The sequence below is a fragment of the Nocardia sp. TBRC8007 genome (assembly GCF_056629435.1).
Genome location: NZ_JBWSOR010000004.1, coordinates 66402 through 83341, shown reverse-complemented (window position 1 = coordinate 83341; position 16940 = coordinate 66402). Strand labels below are relative to the sequence as shown.

Annotated in this window: 18 protein-coding genes; 11 read left to right on the top strand and 7 right to left on the bottom strand. The window is 63.7% G+C overall.

Features of this window, described 5'->3' with window-relative positions:
- Nucleotides 1-5 precede the first annotated feature (5 nt).
- The 7 genes from ACX4ZE_RS06155 to ACX4ZE_RS06125 all read right to left on the bottom strand — a co-directional run bounded on the left by ACX4ZE_RS06155 (nt 6) and on the right by ACX4ZE_RS06125 (nt 6282).
- Entirely contained in the window at nt 6-932 is a 927-nt protein-coding gene (locus ACX4ZE_RS06155; RefSeq protein WP_480272328.1) for a cation diffusion facilitator family transporter, read from the bottom strand.
- Nucleotides 933-1022: 90 nt separating this feature from the next.
- The gene (gene manA / locus ACX4ZE_RS06150; RefSeq protein WP_480272327.1) at nt 1023-2243 is read right to left on the bottom strand and encodes a mannose-6-phosphate isomerase, class I; all 1221 of its coding nucleotides are present in this window, start codon (nt 2241-2243) and stop codon (nt 1023-1025) included.
- The gene (locus ACX4ZE_RS06145) at nt 2243-3436 is read right to left on the bottom strand and encodes a tobH protein (protein WP_480272326.1); all 1194 of its coding nucleotides are present in this window, start codon (nt 3434-3436) and stop codon (nt 2243-2245) included. The genes manA and ACX4ZE_RS06145 overlap by 1 nt, the downstream gene beginning before the upstream one ends.
- A 121-nt stretch (nt 3437-3557) precedes the next feature.
- Nucleotides 3558-4934: a phosphomannomutase/phosphoglucomutase gene (locus tag ACX4ZE_RS06140; RefSeq protein ID WP_480272325.1), complete on the bottom strand. Its 1377-nt coding sequence runs from the start codon at nt 4932-4934 to the stop codon at nt 3558-3560.
- A 53-nt stretch (nt 4935-4987) separates the two neighbouring features.
- Nucleotides 4988-5365, bottom strand: a complete 378-nt coding sequence (locus ACX4ZE_RS06135) for a DUF3499 domain-containing protein (RefSeq protein ID WP_480272533.1) — start codon at nt 5363-5365, stop codon at nt 4988-4990.
- 77 nt (nt 5366-5442) lie between these two features.
- A complete protein-coding gene (locus ACX4ZE_RS06130; RefSeq protein ID WP_480272532.1) occupies nt 5443-5847 on the bottom strand; it encodes a metallopeptidase family protein in 405 nt (134 codons plus the stop codon).
- A gap of 201 nt (nt 5848-6048) precedes the next feature.
- The gene (locus ACX4ZE_RS06125; RefSeq protein WP_028477295.1) at nt 6049-6282 is read right to left on the bottom strand and encodes a WhiB family transcriptional regulator; all 234 of its coding nucleotides are present in this window, start codon (nt 6280-6282) and stop codon (nt 6049-6051) included.
- Between the two features lie 490 nt (nt 6283-6772).
- On the opposite strand from ACX4ZE_RS06125, the gene cofD reads away from it, so the two are divergent.
- The 11 genes from cofD to mtrA all read left to right on the top strand — a co-directional run bounded on the left by cofD (nt 6773) and on the right by mtrA (nt 16915).
- Nucleotides 6773-7771, top strand: coding sequence for a 2-phospho-L-lactate transferase (cofD, locus tag ACX4ZE_RS06120; protein ID WP_480272324.1), 999 nt, complete (start codon nt 6773-6775; stop codon nt 7769-7771).
- Nucleotides 7768-9114, top strand: a complete 1347-nt coding sequence (locus tag ACX4ZE_RS06115) for a coenzyme F420-0:L-glutamate ligase (RefSeq protein ID WP_480272323.1) — start codon at nt 7768-7770, stop codon at nt 9112-9114. Before cofD ends, ACX4ZE_RS06115 begins: the two co-directional genes overlap by 4 nt.
- Nucleotides 9115-9157: 43 nt before the next feature.
- Nucleotides 9158-9676 (top strand): NUDIX hydrolase, encoded by a 519-nt coding sequence (locus ACX4ZE_RS06110; protein ID WP_480272322.1) that lies wholly within the window; start codon nt 9158-9160, stop codon nt 9674-9676.
- A 186-nt stretch (nt 9677-9862) separates the two neighbouring features.
- Nucleotides 9863-11176 carry an alkane 1-monooxygenase gene (locus ACX4ZE_RS06105; RefSeq protein ID WP_480272321.1) on the top strand — a complete coding sequence of 438 codons (1314 nt, stop codon included), beginning with the start codon at nt 9863-9865 and terminating at the stop codon, nt 11174-11176.
- A 275-nt stretch (nt 11177-11451) separates the two neighbouring features.
- Nucleotides 11452-11625 (top strand): rubredoxin, encoded by a 174-nt coding sequence (locus tag ACX4ZE_RS06100; RefSeq protein ID WP_480272320.1) that lies wholly within the window; start codon nt 11452-11454, stop codon nt 11623-11625.
- Nucleotides 11622-11804 (top strand): rubredoxin, encoded by a 183-nt coding sequence (locus ACX4ZE_RS06095; protein ID WP_480272319.1) that lies wholly within the window; start codon nt 11622-11624, stop codon nt 11802-11804. The genes ACX4ZE_RS06100 and ACX4ZE_RS06095 overlap by 4 nt, the downstream gene beginning before the upstream one ends.
- A gap of 40 nt (nt 11805-11844) precedes the next feature.
- Entirely contained in the window at nt 11845-12465 is a 621-nt protein-coding gene (locus ACX4ZE_RS06090; protein ID WP_480272531.1) for a TetR/AcrR family transcriptional regulator, read from the top strand.
- Between the two features lie 247 nt (nt 12466-12712).
- Nucleotides 12713-13795: an alkane 1-monooxygenase gene (locus ACX4ZE_RS06085; protein WP_480272318.1), complete on the top strand. Its 1083-nt coding sequence runs from the start codon at nt 12713-12715 to the stop codon at nt 13793-13795.
- 60 nt (nt 13796-13855) lie between these two features.
- Nucleotides 13856-15340, top strand: a complete 1485-nt coding sequence (gene ahcY, locus ACX4ZE_RS06080; protein WP_480272317.1) for an adenosylhomocysteinase — start codon at nt 13856-13858, stop codon at nt 15338-15340.
- 170 nt (nt 15341-15510) lie between these two features.
- Nucleotides 15511-16158, top strand: a complete 648-nt coding sequence (locus ACX4ZE_RS06075; protein WP_480272316.1) for a dTMP kinase — start codon at nt 15511-15513, stop codon at nt 16156-16158.
- 79 nt (nt 16159-16237) lie between these two features.
- Nucleotides 16238-16915 carry an MtrAB system response regulator MtrA gene (gene mtrA / locus ACX4ZE_RS06070; RefSeq protein ID WP_039800350.1) on the top strand — a complete coding sequence of 226 codons (678 nt, stop codon included), beginning with the start codon at nt 16238-16240 and terminating at the stop codon, nt 16913-16915.
- The last annotated feature ends 25 nt before the right edge of the window (nt 16916-16940 follow it).

Here is a 16940-nt window from a genome sequence, read left to right as displayed (position 1 = left end):
CGGCCCTAACTCTCGGCGGGTTCGACGCGATAGAGATCGGGTTCGAGATAGATGACACGCGCGGCGGGGACGGCAGTACGGACACGGGACTCGGCGTCATCGATGGCGCGCGCGATCGCGGCGATATCCAGGCCGGGTACCACGCCGACCTTCGCCGCCACGAGCAGCTCCTCCGGGCCGAGGTATTGGGTTTTGAGGTGGATCACCCGATCGATGCGGTTGTCGTCGACCATATTCATGCGAATCAGCTGGTTCTCTTCGGTCGTGGCGCCCTCACCGATCAGTAGACTCTGCATTTCCACGATCAACACAATGGCGATAACACCGAGCAGCCCGCCGATGGCCAGGGTGCCGATGCCGTCCCAGACCGGGTCACCGGTGAGCATAGTCAGCCCGACGCCCGCGAGCGCGAAGATCAGACCGATCAGCGCGCCGGTGTCTTCCAGTAGTACCACCGGAAGTTCTGGGCTGCGCGAATTGCGGATGAACCGCCACCAGCTCGCGTCACCCTTCACCGCCGCGGACTCGCGCACTGCTGTCATGAAGCTGTAGGTTTCCAATCCGATCGCGATCACCAGGATGACGATCGCGATTATGGGGGAACTCAATTGCGCCGGATGTCGGATCTTGTGGAAGCCTTCGTAGAGGGCATAACCGGAGCCGAGCGTAAACAACACCAGCGCCACGATGAACGAATAGAAATAGCGACTGCGCGCATACCCGAACGGGTGCAGTTCATCCGCCTCCTTTTCGGCGCGACGCTGTCCGAGAAGCAGCAATCCCTGATTGCCGGTATCGGCCACCGAGTGCACCGCCTCGGCGAACATCGATGCCGAGCCGGTGATCGCCGCGCCGACGAACTTCGCCACAGCGATTCCCGCGTTCGCGGTCAGCGCCGCGATGATCGCCTTCTTGCCACCACCAGCCGACATGGCAGTATGTCCTCTCTGCTCGAGTCACCGCGAACAGAGTATGGCAGCGGCACTCGGCGTCGGAGGAGCTACCCGCTATCTCGCCGCCGGTCAGAAATCCGTACCGACACAGGCACAGAACAGCTGGACTTCGCCATCCACCGCTCGAGCGCGGATATCGGTGTCGGCAGCGGAAAGCCAGGCGGCACCGCCGCGGGTGAGTACAAGTGAGGAGTCGTTTCGCAGCAGGCGCACCGTTCCCATGGTGCACAACACGATGCCCGGTCCTGCTGTGGTCAGCGGGACCTGGGCAGAGCCGGCGACGAGATCGAAGCGACGTAACGTGAATTCCGGCACCGGAGTGCGATAGCGCACCGACCCATCACCTGCGGGCTCCGGCAGTGCGACGGGCAGGTCGATCGGTTCGAAGTCCAGCACTCGCAGCAGTTCCGGCACATCGACATGTTTCGGGGTGAGACCGCCGCGCAGCACGTTATCGGAGTTGGCCATGATCTCTACACCGAGCCCGTGCAGATAGGCATGGAGGTTTCCGGCCGCGAGGAACAGTCCTTGTCCCGGTTCCAGCGTTATCCGGTTCAGCAGTAGCGACGCGATCACACCCGCGTCACCCGGATAGGCTTCGGCGAGTTCGAGTGTGGTGCGGGCCTCGGCAGCGAACTCACGTGTGCTCGTCCTGGACAGATAGCGCACACAACCGTCGAGTACCGCGGGCAGCAATGTGGCCAGCACGTGCTGCGGCAGCGTGATCCAGGTGGTGAACAAGGCGCGCAGTCCCGCCGAATCGGGTTGCGCGGCAAGCAGATCGATGTAGGAACTCAATTTTTCCACGGCCAGCGTGCGGAGCAATTCGACCGTGCGGCGAGGGTCGCGGAAACCGGCCAGTGCCTCGAATCGGTTCAGTGCGACGACCAATTCGGGCTTGTGGTTCCTGTCGCGATAATTGCGTAGCGGCGATGCCAAGGGCACCTTGGCATGTTCTTCTCGCTCGAACCCGGCCTCGGCTTGCGCCATGCTCGGGTGCGCCTGCAGCGACAGCGGCTCCTCGGCCGCCAGAATTTTGAGTAGGAAGGGTAGTTTGCCACCGAATTCCGTTGCAGTGGCGCCCAGTTCACGTTCCGGGTCGGCGGCGATCAACTCCGCGAGGGAGACGGCGCGGTCACCGATGTGCACATACGCGGGGTCGGCGGGGTGGGCACCGAACCAAAGCTCGGCTTCGGGATGAGCGGAGGGTACCGGTCGGCCGCACAATTGAGCGAGCGCGGTGCGCGAGCCCCAAGCGTACGAGCGCAGCGTACCAACGAGTTCGTGCACTAGTAATTTCTCCCGTACTGCCCTTGGTTGTCAGCTGTAGTAGCGCCGAAGCCGATCAGCTGCAGATAGGCGGCGGCCATCTCGAGTCGCAGCGCGAGTACGGCGAGTTGTTCGAGCTCGGTGCCGTGCTCGGGTGCGGATTCCGCTCCGGAGGCCGGAGCGGAATCGGTGATCTCGGTGTCCAGCAGATCTACATCGGCATTGATCAGATCGGCGTCCACCAGCCCGGCCCGGCCCCCGTCGAAGACGGCGATACGGCGGCGTGCGGCGGTCCGATCGTGATCAGCACTGAGCACGAATACCTGGACACGCTCCACAGGAGCGGGGCCGTCGAGTTCTTCGTCGTGGAACAGCGGATCGAAATCGGGCGCGGATTCGCCTGCCGCCTCAGCAAGGCGATCCTTCGCTGCGATGGCTTCGGTGAGGTCCACCGCGGTGGCCACCCTGCCCGCGGACTGTAGCAGTACCTCGGTGCCGTGTCCGGCCAGTATGGTGGCGGCCGGGGAATCACCCGCGAGTATTACGCTGCGCTGTTGCATACGCGCGGCCAACGTTTTGGCGGGATTGTGGAAGACCTCGTTACGCGGACCGTCGCGCAGTGCCTCCGCATCCAGGATGTCGGCCAGTTCGGTGAGCTCTGGGACGGCGATGCCGGTACGCACAGGGTCGACCGCGCGCAACACCGCGATTCCGGCGGCCAGAAAACGTAGGAGGCGGTTGCGCCCGAGTACCTGCACTCTGGGTTCCAGCAGAGCAGCGCGCCCGGCCGTAATAGCACGCAGCGGCCCTTCATGCGGTGCCGCGACCACCACTTCGGCGCCCCGGCGAAGCGCCCGGTCCACGGCGTCGATCAGCCTCGGGTCGCCCGCGTCGTCGCCGGAGACCAGCACGACATCCAGCGGGCCCACCCAGGGCGGCAGCGCGGTGACGGGGACGACAGGCAGGCCCGCCTGATCACTGAGAGCGGCGACCAGGAGTCCGGCAGCACGAGCGGCGCGTCCGGAACCAGAGACCAGCACCACGCTGCGTGGCCGAAGATTGGCCAGATGAGCCAATGCGTCCTCACCGACGGCTGCCGCGGTAGCGCGCACCTGGGCGCCACCGGAGGCGGCCGAACGCAGGGCGCCGCCAGCGTCAGCTGCTTCGAGTGAAGCGGCATCGTCGAGGTCGAGCACCGGTGTTCCAGCGATCATCGGGCGTTCCACCTCCCCTCATCGCGTTGTATCGTTTCTGCCGCTCCCGTGCCCACCCGGTTCGACTGCCGGACCGTGCCGGAGCCGGGTGAATCCAAGGCCTGTGATTCCACTATTCCAGTCAGGGGCGCACGGTGCTGAGGATCTCGGTCACGAGTGCGTCTACTTCCCCCGCCGATCGCGCCTCGACGTTCAACCTGAGCAGCGGCTCGGTATTCGATGCGCGCAGATTGAACCAGGCATTGTCGGCCAGTTGTACCGTTACCCCGTCCAACCGGTCCACCGAGTGCGCCCGGTCGGTAAACGCTTCGACCACGGCCATCATCCGCTCGCGGGGATCGGACACGGTGGAGTTGATCTCGCCGGAGGCCGCGTAGGTGGTATACGACGACACCAGTTCCGACATCGGCCTGGCTTTCTCGCCGAGTGCGGCCAATACGTGCAGCGCCGCGAGCATACCGGAGTCGGCGCCCCAAAAGTTTCGGAAGTAGTAGTGCGCGGAATGCTCGCCGCCGAAGACGGCACCGGTGGCGGCCATCTCCTGCTTGATGAACGAGTGGCCGACTCGGGTGCGCACCGGAGTTCCGCCTAGCTCGTGCACCAGCTCGGGTACCGCGCGCGACGTGATCAGGTTGTGGATGATCACCGCGCCGGGCTCTTCGGCGAGCTCTCGCTCGGCGACCAGGGCGGTGATCGCCGACGGTGATACGGGGTCGCCGTTCTGGTCGACCACGAAGCAACGATCCGCGTCACCGTCGAAGGCGAGACCGATGTCTGCGCCTGTATCGCGGACAAGCTTTTGCAGATCCACCAGGTTCGCTGGATCGAGCGGGTTGGCCTCATGGTTCGGGAAACTGCCGTCCAGCTCGAAATATAGTGGAGCGATGGTCACCCGCGGCAGTGATCCGAGTACTGCGGGCACGGTGTGTCCTCCCATGCCGTTGCCTGCGTCCACGGCGATGGTGAGCGGACGGATATCGCCGAGATCCACCAGGCTGTGCAGGAAGGTCGCGTAATCGGCGAGCAGATCGAGTTCTGTCGCGGTACCGCGCGTGCCCGTGTACGCGGGCACGCCTACGACCAATTCGTTTTTGATGGTGGCCAGGCCGGTGTCCTGGCCGACAGGAAGAGCTTTGGCCCGGCACATCTTGATGCCGTTATAGCGGGCCGGGTTGTGGCTCGCGGTGAACATGGCACCTGGACAGTCCAAATGACCGGAGGCGAAATACAACTGGTCGGTCGAGGCGAGGCCGATACGCACCACGTCGAGCCCCTGACCGAGCACGCCGTCGGCGAAGGCGGCCGACAGTTCGGGTGAGGAGTCCCGCATATCGTGTCCGATGACGATCCGGTCCGCGCCTTCCGCGCCCATCAGCCGGGCGAAGGACGCACCGATATCCTCGACGAATTCCGCGTCGATCTGCTCACCGACCACGCCGCGAACGTCGTAAGCCTTGATCACCGCGTTTACGAACTCGGCGGAGCGGGCGACTGTCATGCCCAACACCCTAGTGGTTGCGCTGGGCCGGTCCGACACCGTCCCGGTCCGGATCAGGATGGGGGGTCGGGAAGAACGCGCAGATGGCCGCGACGGCCGGTGCGGCCGGTGCGGGGCGGGGGCGCGTAGTCCCGGTAGCCGCGCTGGTCGCGTTCGGGCGGCCTGCGGCGCAGCCCTGCCTCCCGCACAGCTTCGGCGAGCGCGGTCAGATCGTCGTCATCCGGTGTGCTGGAGGAGAATCCGCCTTCGTGGCGAACCAGTTCCCAGCCCTTCGGTGCGGTGATACGTGAGCCGTGCGTATCGCAGAGATCCCAGGAATGCGGTTCGGCGACTGTCGCGAGTGGTCCGACCACCGCTGTCGAATCCGAGTACACATAGGTGAGCGTCGCGACAGCCGGATTCTTGCAGCCCGGTCGGCAGCAACGACGCATGGGGATCACGCCGATGAGAGTAGCCGCCCCGGCGCGTCGATGGGGACAGACACGCTCGAAGAATCATCGGTCTGTGCTCATCCGGCCTCCGGATCGATCACGTCGGGGTCCACGCCGAGGTAGGTCGCGACTTGCTGGACCAGCACCTCGCGCAGCAGATCGAGTAGATCCTCAGGATCGCCCGCACGCAGTTCGAGTGGCTTGCGGAACAGCACTACCCGCGCGCGGGTAGCTGTGCCGTGCCGGTCGACGCCGGCCGGGATGAGCCGAGACAGCGGTACCGGACCATCGGCGACCACCTCGTCCGGCCAGGTGACCGAATCCGGGTGCAGCGGACGTATCTTAGGCACATCGTCGACGGCGATATCGAGTTTGGTGAGCCGGTCGTGCCAGCGAGTGTCCAGCGGTGCGAACGCCTCCAGCACCAGTCGATCGAACTTCTGGCCTCGGGTTCGCCATGCCGGCACGGTAGGCGGCAGCATCGGGCCGCGTACCCCGTGGCCGCGGCGGGTCACGGATCGTGCAGTCGGTGGTCGGCGCTTACGGGAACGTGCCACAGCACAGAACCTAGGCCAAGTCGCCCGAGCTGTCCGTATCGAGTCGGGAGATCCGGTCGAGTCATGTCGCGTGCGCTCGGAGCCGTCCGCCCCGCCAGGGCGACTCCGAGCGCACGCGTATGTCTGTCAGCCGATGCCGCGCTTGAGTCTGCGGCGCTCCCGTTCGGAGAGTCCACCCCAGATGCCGAAGCGTTCATCGTGCGCGAGCGCGTATTCCAGACATTCGTCGCGTACCTCGCAGCCCATGCAGATCCGTTTAGCCTCGCGGGTCGAGCCGCCCTTCTCTGGGAAGAACGCCTCCGGATCGGTCTGCGCGCACAGGGCACGCTCCTGCCACTGTTCTTCGATGGAGTCGAACATTTCGTCGAAGCCGACCACGACCAGGCTGAGCGGAGGGGCCGCGACTCCGTCACCCCCCTCCTCGCCCTTCTGGTCGTTGTCTGCGCAGACGCCACGTGCTGCGCCTGCTGTGGAATCGGTCGGCGAGACCATCTCGTTGGCCATCGCTCCGCCTCCTCACTGTGTGTTAGCGCAGAATGATTCTTTCCGTCGGACCGACATGCGCGCCGACGGCCATACCCCGCGACGTTGTCCCGCGGACGCCTCCGAGCCCATCATCCCGATGCGAACATCTGTTCGAAAAACTGCCCGCGCCTTGACCTTCCGCGCGAACGCTGGAATGACATGACTGTGATTAGACACGCCGGACGCGTCGATGGTCAAGCCGCCGACGCTATTCCGTTACTATCCGCAGCCACATTCCGAACCGATCTTGTTCAGTGTAGTAGCAAATTGATGGCAAATTGCTAGTGAATCGAACCTGTCGTGTCAACGCATAGGCTGTACGGATGTGACTGGACAACAAACGGACACCACGACCGCGCGCAGACCCCGGGTCGCAGTCCTGGTCGGTGGTGTCGGTGGCGCGCGTTTTCTTCAGGGTGTCCGGGAACTGCTGCCCGAGGCGGACGTGTCGGCGATCGTGAACGTCGGTGACGACATTTGGATGCACGGCCTCCGGATCTGCCCTGACCTCGATACCTGCATGTATACCCTTGGTGGCGGTATCGATGTCGAGCGGGGGTGGGGCCGGGCCGGTGAGACCTGGCACGTCAAGGAAGAACTCGTGAAGTATCGCGCACAGCCGGACTGGTTCGGCTTGGGGGACCGTGATATCGCCACACATCTGATCCGCACTGAAATGCTACGTGCCGGTTACCGGCTCTCTGTGGTCACCGAGGCGCTGTGTAATCGGTGGCAACCCGGCCTGAAACTGATCCCGGCAACTGATGATCGATGTGAAACCCACGTCGTTGTGTCCGATCCGGACAACCCTGGCGAACGGCGCGCGATCCATTTCGAGGAGTGGTGGGTCAGGTATCGCACAGACATCGACACCTATGGATTCGTCACAATTGGTGCTGATGAAGCGAAGCCGGCGCCAAATGTGATAGAAATCATAGAATCTGCCGACGTGGTCCTGCTCGCGCCGTCGAATCCTGTCGTGAGTATCGGTGCCATCCTCGCGGTGCCCGGCATTCGCGGTGCCCTGCGCACTACTGCGGCCAAGGTAATCGGCGTATCCGGTGTTATCGATGGAAAACCATTGCGTGGCATGGCCGATGAGTGCTTGTCGGTGATCGGGGTGGAGAGCTCGGCCGAAGCGATCGGCCGGTACTATGGCGCGCGCTCGGCGACCGGAATTCTGGATGGCTGGCTGATCCACAGTACCGACACCGCCGAGGTGCCCGGCGTCGAAGTGCGTAGCGTGCCCCTGTTGATGACCGACCCGCCGACCACCGCTCAAATGGTGCGTCAGGCATTGGATCTCGCTGGAGCCGAGCTGTGACCATACCGAACGACCACGCAGCGCAAGAGTTGCGCATTCTGCCCGTCATCGGACTTCCGGAATTCCGGCCCGGTGACGATCTCGCCGGACACATCGCACGGTGTGCGCCCTGGCTGGCTGATGGTGACGTGCTCGTGATCACCAGCAAGATCGTCGCCAAGTCCGAGGGGCGGATCGTGCACGCGCCGCTGGATCCAGAAGAACGCGATATCGCGCGGCGCAGGCTCGTCGATCTGGAGTCGGTGCGGGTGCTCGCGCGCAAGGGCCGCACCCTGATCACGGAGAACAAGCTCGGCATCGTGCAGGCGGCTTCCGGAGTCGACGGCTCGAATGTCGAACGGGGCGAACTGGTTCTGCTGCCGACCGACCCGGACGCCAGTGCCGAAGCGTTGCGCGCCGCGCTGGCCGAAAGGTTGGGCGTGTCAATAGCGGTGATCGTTACCGACACTATGGGCCGCGCCTGGCGTCATGGGCAGACCGACGCGGCAGTCGGTGCGGCGGGGTTGCGAGTGCTGCACGATTACGCTGGCACAGTCGATGCCCAGGGTAATGAGCTGTATGTCACCCAGGTCGCCGTGGCCGATGAGCTGGCTGCCGCCGCGGACCTGGTGAAAGGCAAACTCAGTGGCGTGCCGGTCGCGGTGGTGCGTGGGCTGTCGATTGTCGACGATGGGTCCACTGCCACTGATCTGCTTCGGGGTGGCGCTGAGGACCTGTTCTGGCTGGGCACCGCCGAGGCCATCGAACAAGGGCGGCGCGAGGCGGTCCTGTTGCGTCGCTCGATCCGACAGTTCGCCGATACCCCGGTGGATCCAGAGCGAATCCGGGCCGCGGTGTCCGTCGCGTTGACCGCGCCCGCACCGCACCACACCCGGCCGGTGCGGTTCGTTTGGCTACGTGAGCCGGGCTTACGCACACGGCTGTTGGAGGCGATGGCGCAGCAGTGGCGTGCCGATCTCGCCGCTGACGGGCTTGCGCCGGAACGGATAGAGCGTCGCGTGGCTCGCGGCCGAATCCTGTTCGATGCCCCAGAAGTAGTCATCCCGTTCTGTGTGCCGGACGGCGCACACGACTATCCGGATGAGCGCAGGCGTGCCAGCGAGCGCACCATGTTCACCGTCGCGGTAGGCGCTGCTGTGCAGGGTCTGCTCGTCGCGCTGGCCACAGAAGGGCTCGGCAGTTGTTGGATCGGGTCGACTATCTTCGCGCCGGAACTCACCCGAGAGATCCTCGGGTTGGCTGGTGATTGGAACCCCTTGGGTGCTATCGCCATCGGGTATCCGCTGGAAGAGCTGAGTCCGAGGCCGGTACCTGACGCCGGTTCCTGGCTGGTCGAGCTGTGAGGGCGCTCGGTTCTGGTTCGTTCGCTGCGGGGGGAGGCAATCGGTGAGCGTCGAGTCGCTGCATGCCTCGGCGACGGATTTGCTCGAAACATGGCGTCCGGACACCGATGCGGATCAATCGTTACGCGAAGCGATATTGGCATTCCTCGGCTCGGCACCACGTGGGTGCCTGCGTGAGCACGCGCCAGGGCATATCACCGCCTCGGCAGTGGTCTTTTCGCATGATGGACGTGAAGTATTGCTGACTTTGCATCCGCGCGTGGGCCGGTGGATCCAGCTCGGCGGGCACTGCGAGGAGCATGACGACACGGTCGTCGATGCGGCATTGCGCGAAGCGACGGAAGAGTCTGGGATCACGGGTCTTCGGTTGGTGCCCGAACTGTATGGCGCCCAGGCGCACTCTATCGTCTGCTCGCTTGGTGCGCCTACCAGGCATTTGGACCTGCTGTTCCGGATCATCGCGCCGGCGGGGGCAGTGCCGGTCCGCAGCAGTGAGTCCACCGATCTGCGTTGGTGGCCGGTCGACGCAATGCCTGCGGGCGCCGACGTTCTCTTGCGCTGAGTTACGACCGAATCGAGTAGGCGTCATCGGGCACCGCGCCATTCGGTGCGGTGCCTGGCGGCCCTTCTGCCCGTTCCATGCTTTACATACGAATAATTTTGTCTAGACATACGACAAATATGCAGATATTGTCTATCTGGAAAGTATGTTGCATCACACGCATCGCGTTGTGGATGGGAGACGGCAATGTCGGCGAAGTCAACGCACCTGACAGATGCGGTTACTTCAGTAGCCTCGAAGGAGGTTGGCGAATCCGCAGGCCAGGTCGAGGTATCCGCATGGCGTGATAGCAAGCGTTACCTATGGCTGTGGGCGCTGTTCGCGCCGACCGGCTTGTTCACGATCGGACTTCCGCTGATCTGGGCATTCAACGAACTCGGCTGGCATCGCCTCGCGCAGGTGCCGTTCTGGTTCGGTCCGATCCTGGTCTACATGTTGATCCCGGTGGCCGACCTCTTCTTCGGTCCAGACGGCTCCAACCCGCCCGATGAGGTGATGGAGTATCTGGAGAACGACAAGTACTACCGCTACCTCACCTATCTGTACTTGCCGTTCCAGTACGCGACGTTGATCATGGCCGCTTATCTGCTCACCGCCGATGCGGTGGGCTGGCTCGGTATGGATGACGGCCTGCATGTGGTGGACAAGATCGGTTTGACCCTCTCGGTCGGCATCGTCGGTGGTGTCGGTATCAATGCCGCGCATGAACTCGGCCACAAGAAGGTGGACCTGGAACGGTGGTTGTCGCGCATCGCATTGGCGCAGTCGTTCTATGGGCACTTCTACATCGAGCACAACCGCGGCCACCACGTCAGGGTTGCGACACCGGAGGATCCGGCCAGTTCTCGGATGGGTGAGACGTTCTGGGCTTTCTTGCCGCGCACCGTATCGGGCGGTCTGAAATCAGCCTGGCGGCTGGAGGAGGTTCGCCTGCGGCGGCTCGGAACGCGACCGTGGAGCTTACGGAACGAGGTGCTCATCGGGTGGCTGATGTCGGCGGTGTTGTATGTGGCACTGCTCGCGGTATTCGGCCTCGGCCTGTTGCCCTATCTGGTGCTACAAGCCGTGATCGCTTTCAGCTTGTTGGAGGCGGTCAACTATTTGGAACACTATGGTCTGGTGCGGCAGCGCACGCCGAATGGGCGCTACGAGCGCCCCGCGCCGGTGCACAGCTGGAACAGCGACCATCTCGTCACCAATATCTTCCTCTACCACCTGCAACGGCACAGCGACCACCACGCCTATCCGACTCGGCGCTATCAGACGCTGCGTAGCTGGGATGGTGCGCCGAGTTTGCCGAGCGGCTACGCCAGCATGGTCCTGCTCGCCTATGTCCCGCCTTTGTGGCGCCGCGTCATGGACAAGCGGGTGCTGGCACACTATGGCGGTGATATCACCCGCGCGAACATAGCTCCCGCCAAGCGGGACAAGGTGCTCGCGCACTATGGCACCGCTGCCACCCAAGGGGGCTCCGCCCATGCTGAGAGAGGCACAGCATGAGAGTCGGATCCGGAATAGGCAGCGGCGTGTGACCACGCGAGGTCTCGCTCATGCTGAATGGAGCGCAGCATGAGCCGTCGGACCTTGAATGCGGCAGCGAAGCGTGGTCACACAGGGCCCCGCTCATGCTGAATGGAGCGCAGCATGAGCGGTTAGGCCTTGGAGGCGGTGAAGTGAGTTCATATGGAAAGGGGTGCGGCGTGAGTGGCCGAGGCTGGAGGTGGCAGCGGAGCGTGGTTCCACAGAGCTCCGCTCACACGGAGAAAGGGCGCAGCGTGAGCACATACCGCTGCCCGGTATGCGAGTACGTCTTCGATGAGAAGAAAGGCGCTCCGCGCGAGGGATTTCCTCCGGGTACTCGGTGGGGAGCGGTGCCGGATGATTGGTGTTGCCCTGACTGTGGCGTGCGGGAGAAGATCGACTTCGAACCGATAGAGCTCGGACGATGACCCCATACAAGCTCTACCAATGTATCCAGTGCGGCTTCGAATACGACGAGGCCATGGGTTGGCCGGAGGACGGTATCGCACCGGGCACCCGCTGGGAAGATATTCCAGACGACTGGACCTGCCCGGATTGTGGTGCGGCCAAGGCGGATTTCTATATGGTCGAAATCGAGCGGTCGTGAGATTTTGACTGTTCCCGGTGCCCATGACAATGTCGCGGGTATGCCGCGTAACGGAAATAGAATTCCCTATCAGGAGGCCGCGCGGGAGTTACTACGAACGTCACTTCTGGACGCGATGCGTGAGTTACTCAGCGAACGGGACTGGTCCAAGATCACTCTCGGCGATATCGCGGCCAAAGCCGGGGTGAGCAGGCAGACGCTGTACAATGAGTTCGGCTCGCGTAGTGGCCTCACCCAGGCATATGCTCTGCGTTTGGCCGACGATTTGGTCGACCATGTGGCGGCTGGGATCGTAGGGAACGTCGGTGACGTCCGGGTCGCACTCCGGGACGGTGTGGCCAGTTTCTTTGTCGACGCGGCCGCTGACCCTTTGCTCCAGTCACTGATCGCGGGCGAAGCGAAGTTGGATTTGTTGCGGTTGATCACGCTCGATGCCGCTCCTTTACACGAACATGCGACCGCGCGATTGTCCCAGGTTTTTCAGCACAGCTGGATGGCGACGACGGCCGCTGAAGCAAATGTGATCGCGCACGCGCTGGTGCGAATCGCCTTCAGCTACATTCCTACTCCGCCCGGTCCGGATCAGGACGCATCCACCGAACTGAGCGTGCTGCTGAGCCCTTATATCGAAGCGATCCTCGCGGAGCGGGCGCGGGATTGAACCGCCGCGGCCACTGGTCGCGGGGCTGTTCGCGCCCATTGTGAAAACCGACCATACGGTTTATGATCGTTGTCACAATTGAGCGGTGCAGGGGGGCCCAGAGAACAAAATGAACAAAAGTCTGCCAGTATGCACAGGCGTCAAAGTTCAGGTCTTTATCTAGTGGGGCAGAGTGCGAACGGCTGGCAGATCAACGGGCACGCCCGATCCCAAACGTTATTTGTGGCCCTTCGGCCTGCTCGCACCCATGTCCGCATTGTTACCGTCGCAGCTGGTGTACCAGACCGGTGTCGAGATCTTCTGGTGGATCGGCCCGATCGTCGTACTGGTCATGATTCCGGTGCTGGACCTGGTCATCGGAGTGGACGGCAACAATCCGAGGGATGAGGACTACGAGCTGCTGTCCAATGATCGCTACTACCGATGGTGCACCTATCTGATGATCCCGGTCTTGCTGCTCGGGCTTGCGATCGCAGGCGCCATGCTGGCCGGTGACGAGCTGAGCGTGATCGACAAGCTCGGTCTGGCTGTCACGCTCGGACTCGCAGGCGGCATCGGCATCAACGCCGCCCACGAACTCGGGCACCGATCCGAGCGGCTGGAGCGCTGGCTGTCCAAGATCGCTCTCGCTCAGACCGGTTACGGGCACTTCTTCGTCGAACACAATCGCGGCCACCACGTGCGGGTGGCGACGCCGGAAGACCCGGCCAGTGCCAGGTTGGGGGAGTCGCTGTGGGAATTCCTGCCGCGTAGCGTATCCGGGGGCTTCTGTTCCGCGATCGCCCTGGAGCGCGGGCGCCTCGCGCGCAAGGGCAAGGGCTGGTGGAGCGTCGACAACCATATTCTGCAGGCGTGGTCGATGACCGCGGTGCTGTACGGCACTCTGGTCGCGGCATTCGGCTACCAGGTGCTGCCATGGCTCTTGCTGCAGGCTGTCGTCGGCTTCAGCGTGCTGGAGACAGTGAACTACATCGAGCACTACGGCCTGTTGCGGGCGCGTCACCCGAACGGAAGGTATGCACGCTGCTCTCCGCGCGAAAGCTGGAACAGCGATCACCTGGTGACCAACATCTTCTTGTTCCATGTGCAGCGCCACAGCGATCATCACGCCAACCCGGGCCGCCGCTACCAGACGCTGCGCACCTCGCAACGTTCGCCGCAACTGCCCGCGGGATACTCCGCCATGATCGTGCTCGCCGTTATCCCACCGTTATGGCGGCGGGTGATGGACGCGCGCGTTCTCGCCCACTATGGCGGTGATGTGACGTTGGCGAACATCCAGCCGCGTAAACGGAACCGGATTCTCGCGGCGCACGGGGTGACCACGTAGCCCATATCCGTTGCGCGGGGACTAGCCTTGCCTTGGTACTTGCCGAACCAGGAGAGGCTGATGACCACCTCAGAAATTCCCGCACGCGCATCGTTGACCGCCGATGTCCGCAACAGCATCGACTATAAGGTGGCAGATCTGTCGTTGGCCGATTTCGGCCGGAAGGAGATCCGTCTCGCTGAACGCGAGATGCCCGGTTTGATGGCGCTGCGCCGTGAGTACGCCGAGGTGCGGCCGTTGCAGGGGGCGCGTATCTCCGGCTCGCTGCATATGACCGTGCAGACCGCGGTGCTGATCGAGACGCTGACGGCGTTGGGTGCTCAGGTGCGCTGGGCCTCCTGCAATATCTTCTCCACCCAGGACCATGCGGCAGCCGCGGCAGTAGTCGGCCCGCATGGCACTGTCGAAGAGCCCGAGGGCGTCTCGGTGTTCGCCTGGAAGGGCGAGACCCTGGAGGAATATTGGTGGGCTGCCGAGCAGATGCTCACCTGGCCGGAGGAGCCGGCCAATATGATCCTCGACGACGGTGGCGACGCCACCATGCTTGTGCTGCGCGGCGCGCAGTTCGAGAAGGCCGGTGTGGTGCCGCCGGAGGAAGAGGGGCACTCGGCCGAGTACAAAGTGTTCCTCGGCCTGCTGCGTGAGCGCCTCGAGACCGACAAGGGCAAGTGGAACGAAATCGCTCATTCGGTCCGCGGTGTCACCGAGGAGACCACTACCGGCGTGCTGCGGCTCTACCAGTTCGCGGCGGCGGGCGAGCTGGTGTTCCCGGCGATCAACGTCAACGACTCGGTCACCAAGAGCAAGTTCGACAACAAGTACGGCACCCGTCACTCGCTGATCGACGGCATCAACCGCGGTACTGATGTGCTCATCGGCGGCAAGAAGGTATTGATCTGCGGCTACGGCGATGTGGGTAAAGGCTGCGCGGAATCGCTCGCCGGGCAGGGCGCTCGGGTGCAGATCACCGAGATCGATCCGATCAACGCGCTGCAGGCGCTGATGGACGGCTACGACGTGGTGACTGTGGAGCAGGCGATCGGTGCGGCCGATATTGTCATCACCGCGACCGGAAACAAGGACATCATCACCCTCGAGCACATGAGAGCGATGAAAGACCAGGCCATTCTCGGCAATATCGGCCACTTCGACAACGAGATCGATATGGCGGCACTGGAGCGTTCCGGTGCAACGAGATCGGCGATCAAACCGCAGGTCGACCTGTGGACTTTCGGGGACACCGGTCGTTCGATCCTGGTGCTTTCGGAGGGGCGCCTGCTCAACCTGGGCAATGCGACCGGGCACCCTTCGTTCGTGATGTCGAACAGCTTCTCCAATCAGGTGATCGCCCAGATCGAGCTGTGGACCAAGCCGGACGAGTACGACAACGAGGTCTACCGTCTGCCGAAGCACCTGGATGAGAAGGTCGCTCGAGTTCATGTCGAGGCGCTCGGTGGCGAGCTGACCAAGCTCACCAAGGACCAGGCCGAGTACATCGGTGTGGATGTGGAGGGCCCGTACAAGCCGCCGCACTACCGCTACTGATCTGGGCTTCGGCGTCCCGTCGGCTGTGGGCTTCGGCGTCTCGTCGGCCGACCGGCAGGCGGGACGGCGGCCTGATGTTCCCCGTCTGCGCGCATAGCGCGGCGAACCGGGAATCCGCACTGGTCAGCCCCAGTCGGCAGTAGACGGGCCGCAGGGTACTCTGCCTGGCTATGGGAGTGCTGATTGCGGTCGAAGGCCTCGACGGCGCGGGCAAACGGACATTGATCGACCGAGTCGCCGCCGAACTTCGTGGGCGTGGGGTGCGTGTCGCGGCGATGGCTTTCCCGCGTTACCAAGTCTCGGTGCACGCCGATCTCGCCGCAGAGGCGCTGCGTGGTGCGCACGGTGATCTCGCCGATTCGGTCAGTGGTATGGCGTTGCTCTTCGCGCTGGACCGCGCGGACGCCTGCGACGAGCTGACGAAGCTGTTGGCTGACAACGACGTCGTGCTCCTCGACCGCTATGTCGCCTCCAATGCCGCCTACTCTGCTGCCCGGCTCGGACAGCCGGCGGACGGCGGAATCGTGAATTGGGTAGGCGAATTGGAGTTCGGCAGATTCGCCCTGCCCGAGCCCGCGCTGCAGGTGCTGTTGGATGTTCCCACCGAGCTTGCGACCGAGCGCGCCCGCAGACGAGGCGAACTCGACCCCGCCCGTGCGCTCGATGCTTACGAACGTAACGGCGGTCTGCAGCGCCGAACCGGCGAAGTGTACCGTGAACTGGCCGAACGCAGCTGGTACGGACCCTGGTGGATATACCGATCCGGTGACGATCCAGCCATGTTGACCGCGCGGATCGCCGAAATCGGTGGCCGATGAGGTTGGCTGTGTCCTGGGTTCGGCACCAGTGTTGGCGTGGCGGCCCGATCTTGGCCTGGGAGATGACAACATAGTAGTTATGAAGCCGAAGATTCTGGTCGTCGACGACGATATGGCACTCGCTGAGATGCTAACGATCGTCTTACGCGGGGAAGGGTTCGACCCGCATGTGGTCGGCGACGGCACACAGGCCCTGGCCGCGGTGCGCGAAATCCGCCCGGACCTGGTTTTGCTGGACCTGATGCTGCCCGGTATGAACGGCATCGATGTATGCCGGGTGCTGCGGGCCGACTCCGGGGTTCCGATCGTGATGCTCACAGCCAAGACCGACACGGTCGACGTTGTGCTGGGTCTGGAGTCGGGCGCTGACGATTACATCGTCAAACCATTCAAGCCTAAGGAACTCGTCGCCCGCGTCCGGGCTCGCCTGCGGCGTACCGAGGAAGAGCCCGCCGAACTGCTCTCGATCGCGGATATCGTGATCGATGTGCCCGCGCACAAAGTCAGCCGTGGCGGCGCGCAGATCTCGCTGACGCCGCTCGAGTTCGATCTGCTCGTCGCGTTGGCACGCAAGCCGCGCCAGGTGTTCACCCGAGAGGTCCTGCTGGAGCAGGTCTGGGGTTACCGGCATGCCGCTGATACCCGGCTGGTGAACGTCCATGTGCAGCGGCTGCGGGCGAAGGTCGAGAAGGATCCCGAGAATCCGGAGATCGTGTTGACCGTCCGTGGTGTCGGTTACAAGGCCGGACCGCCATGATCCAGCCTGAGCCGAGGGCCCGGAG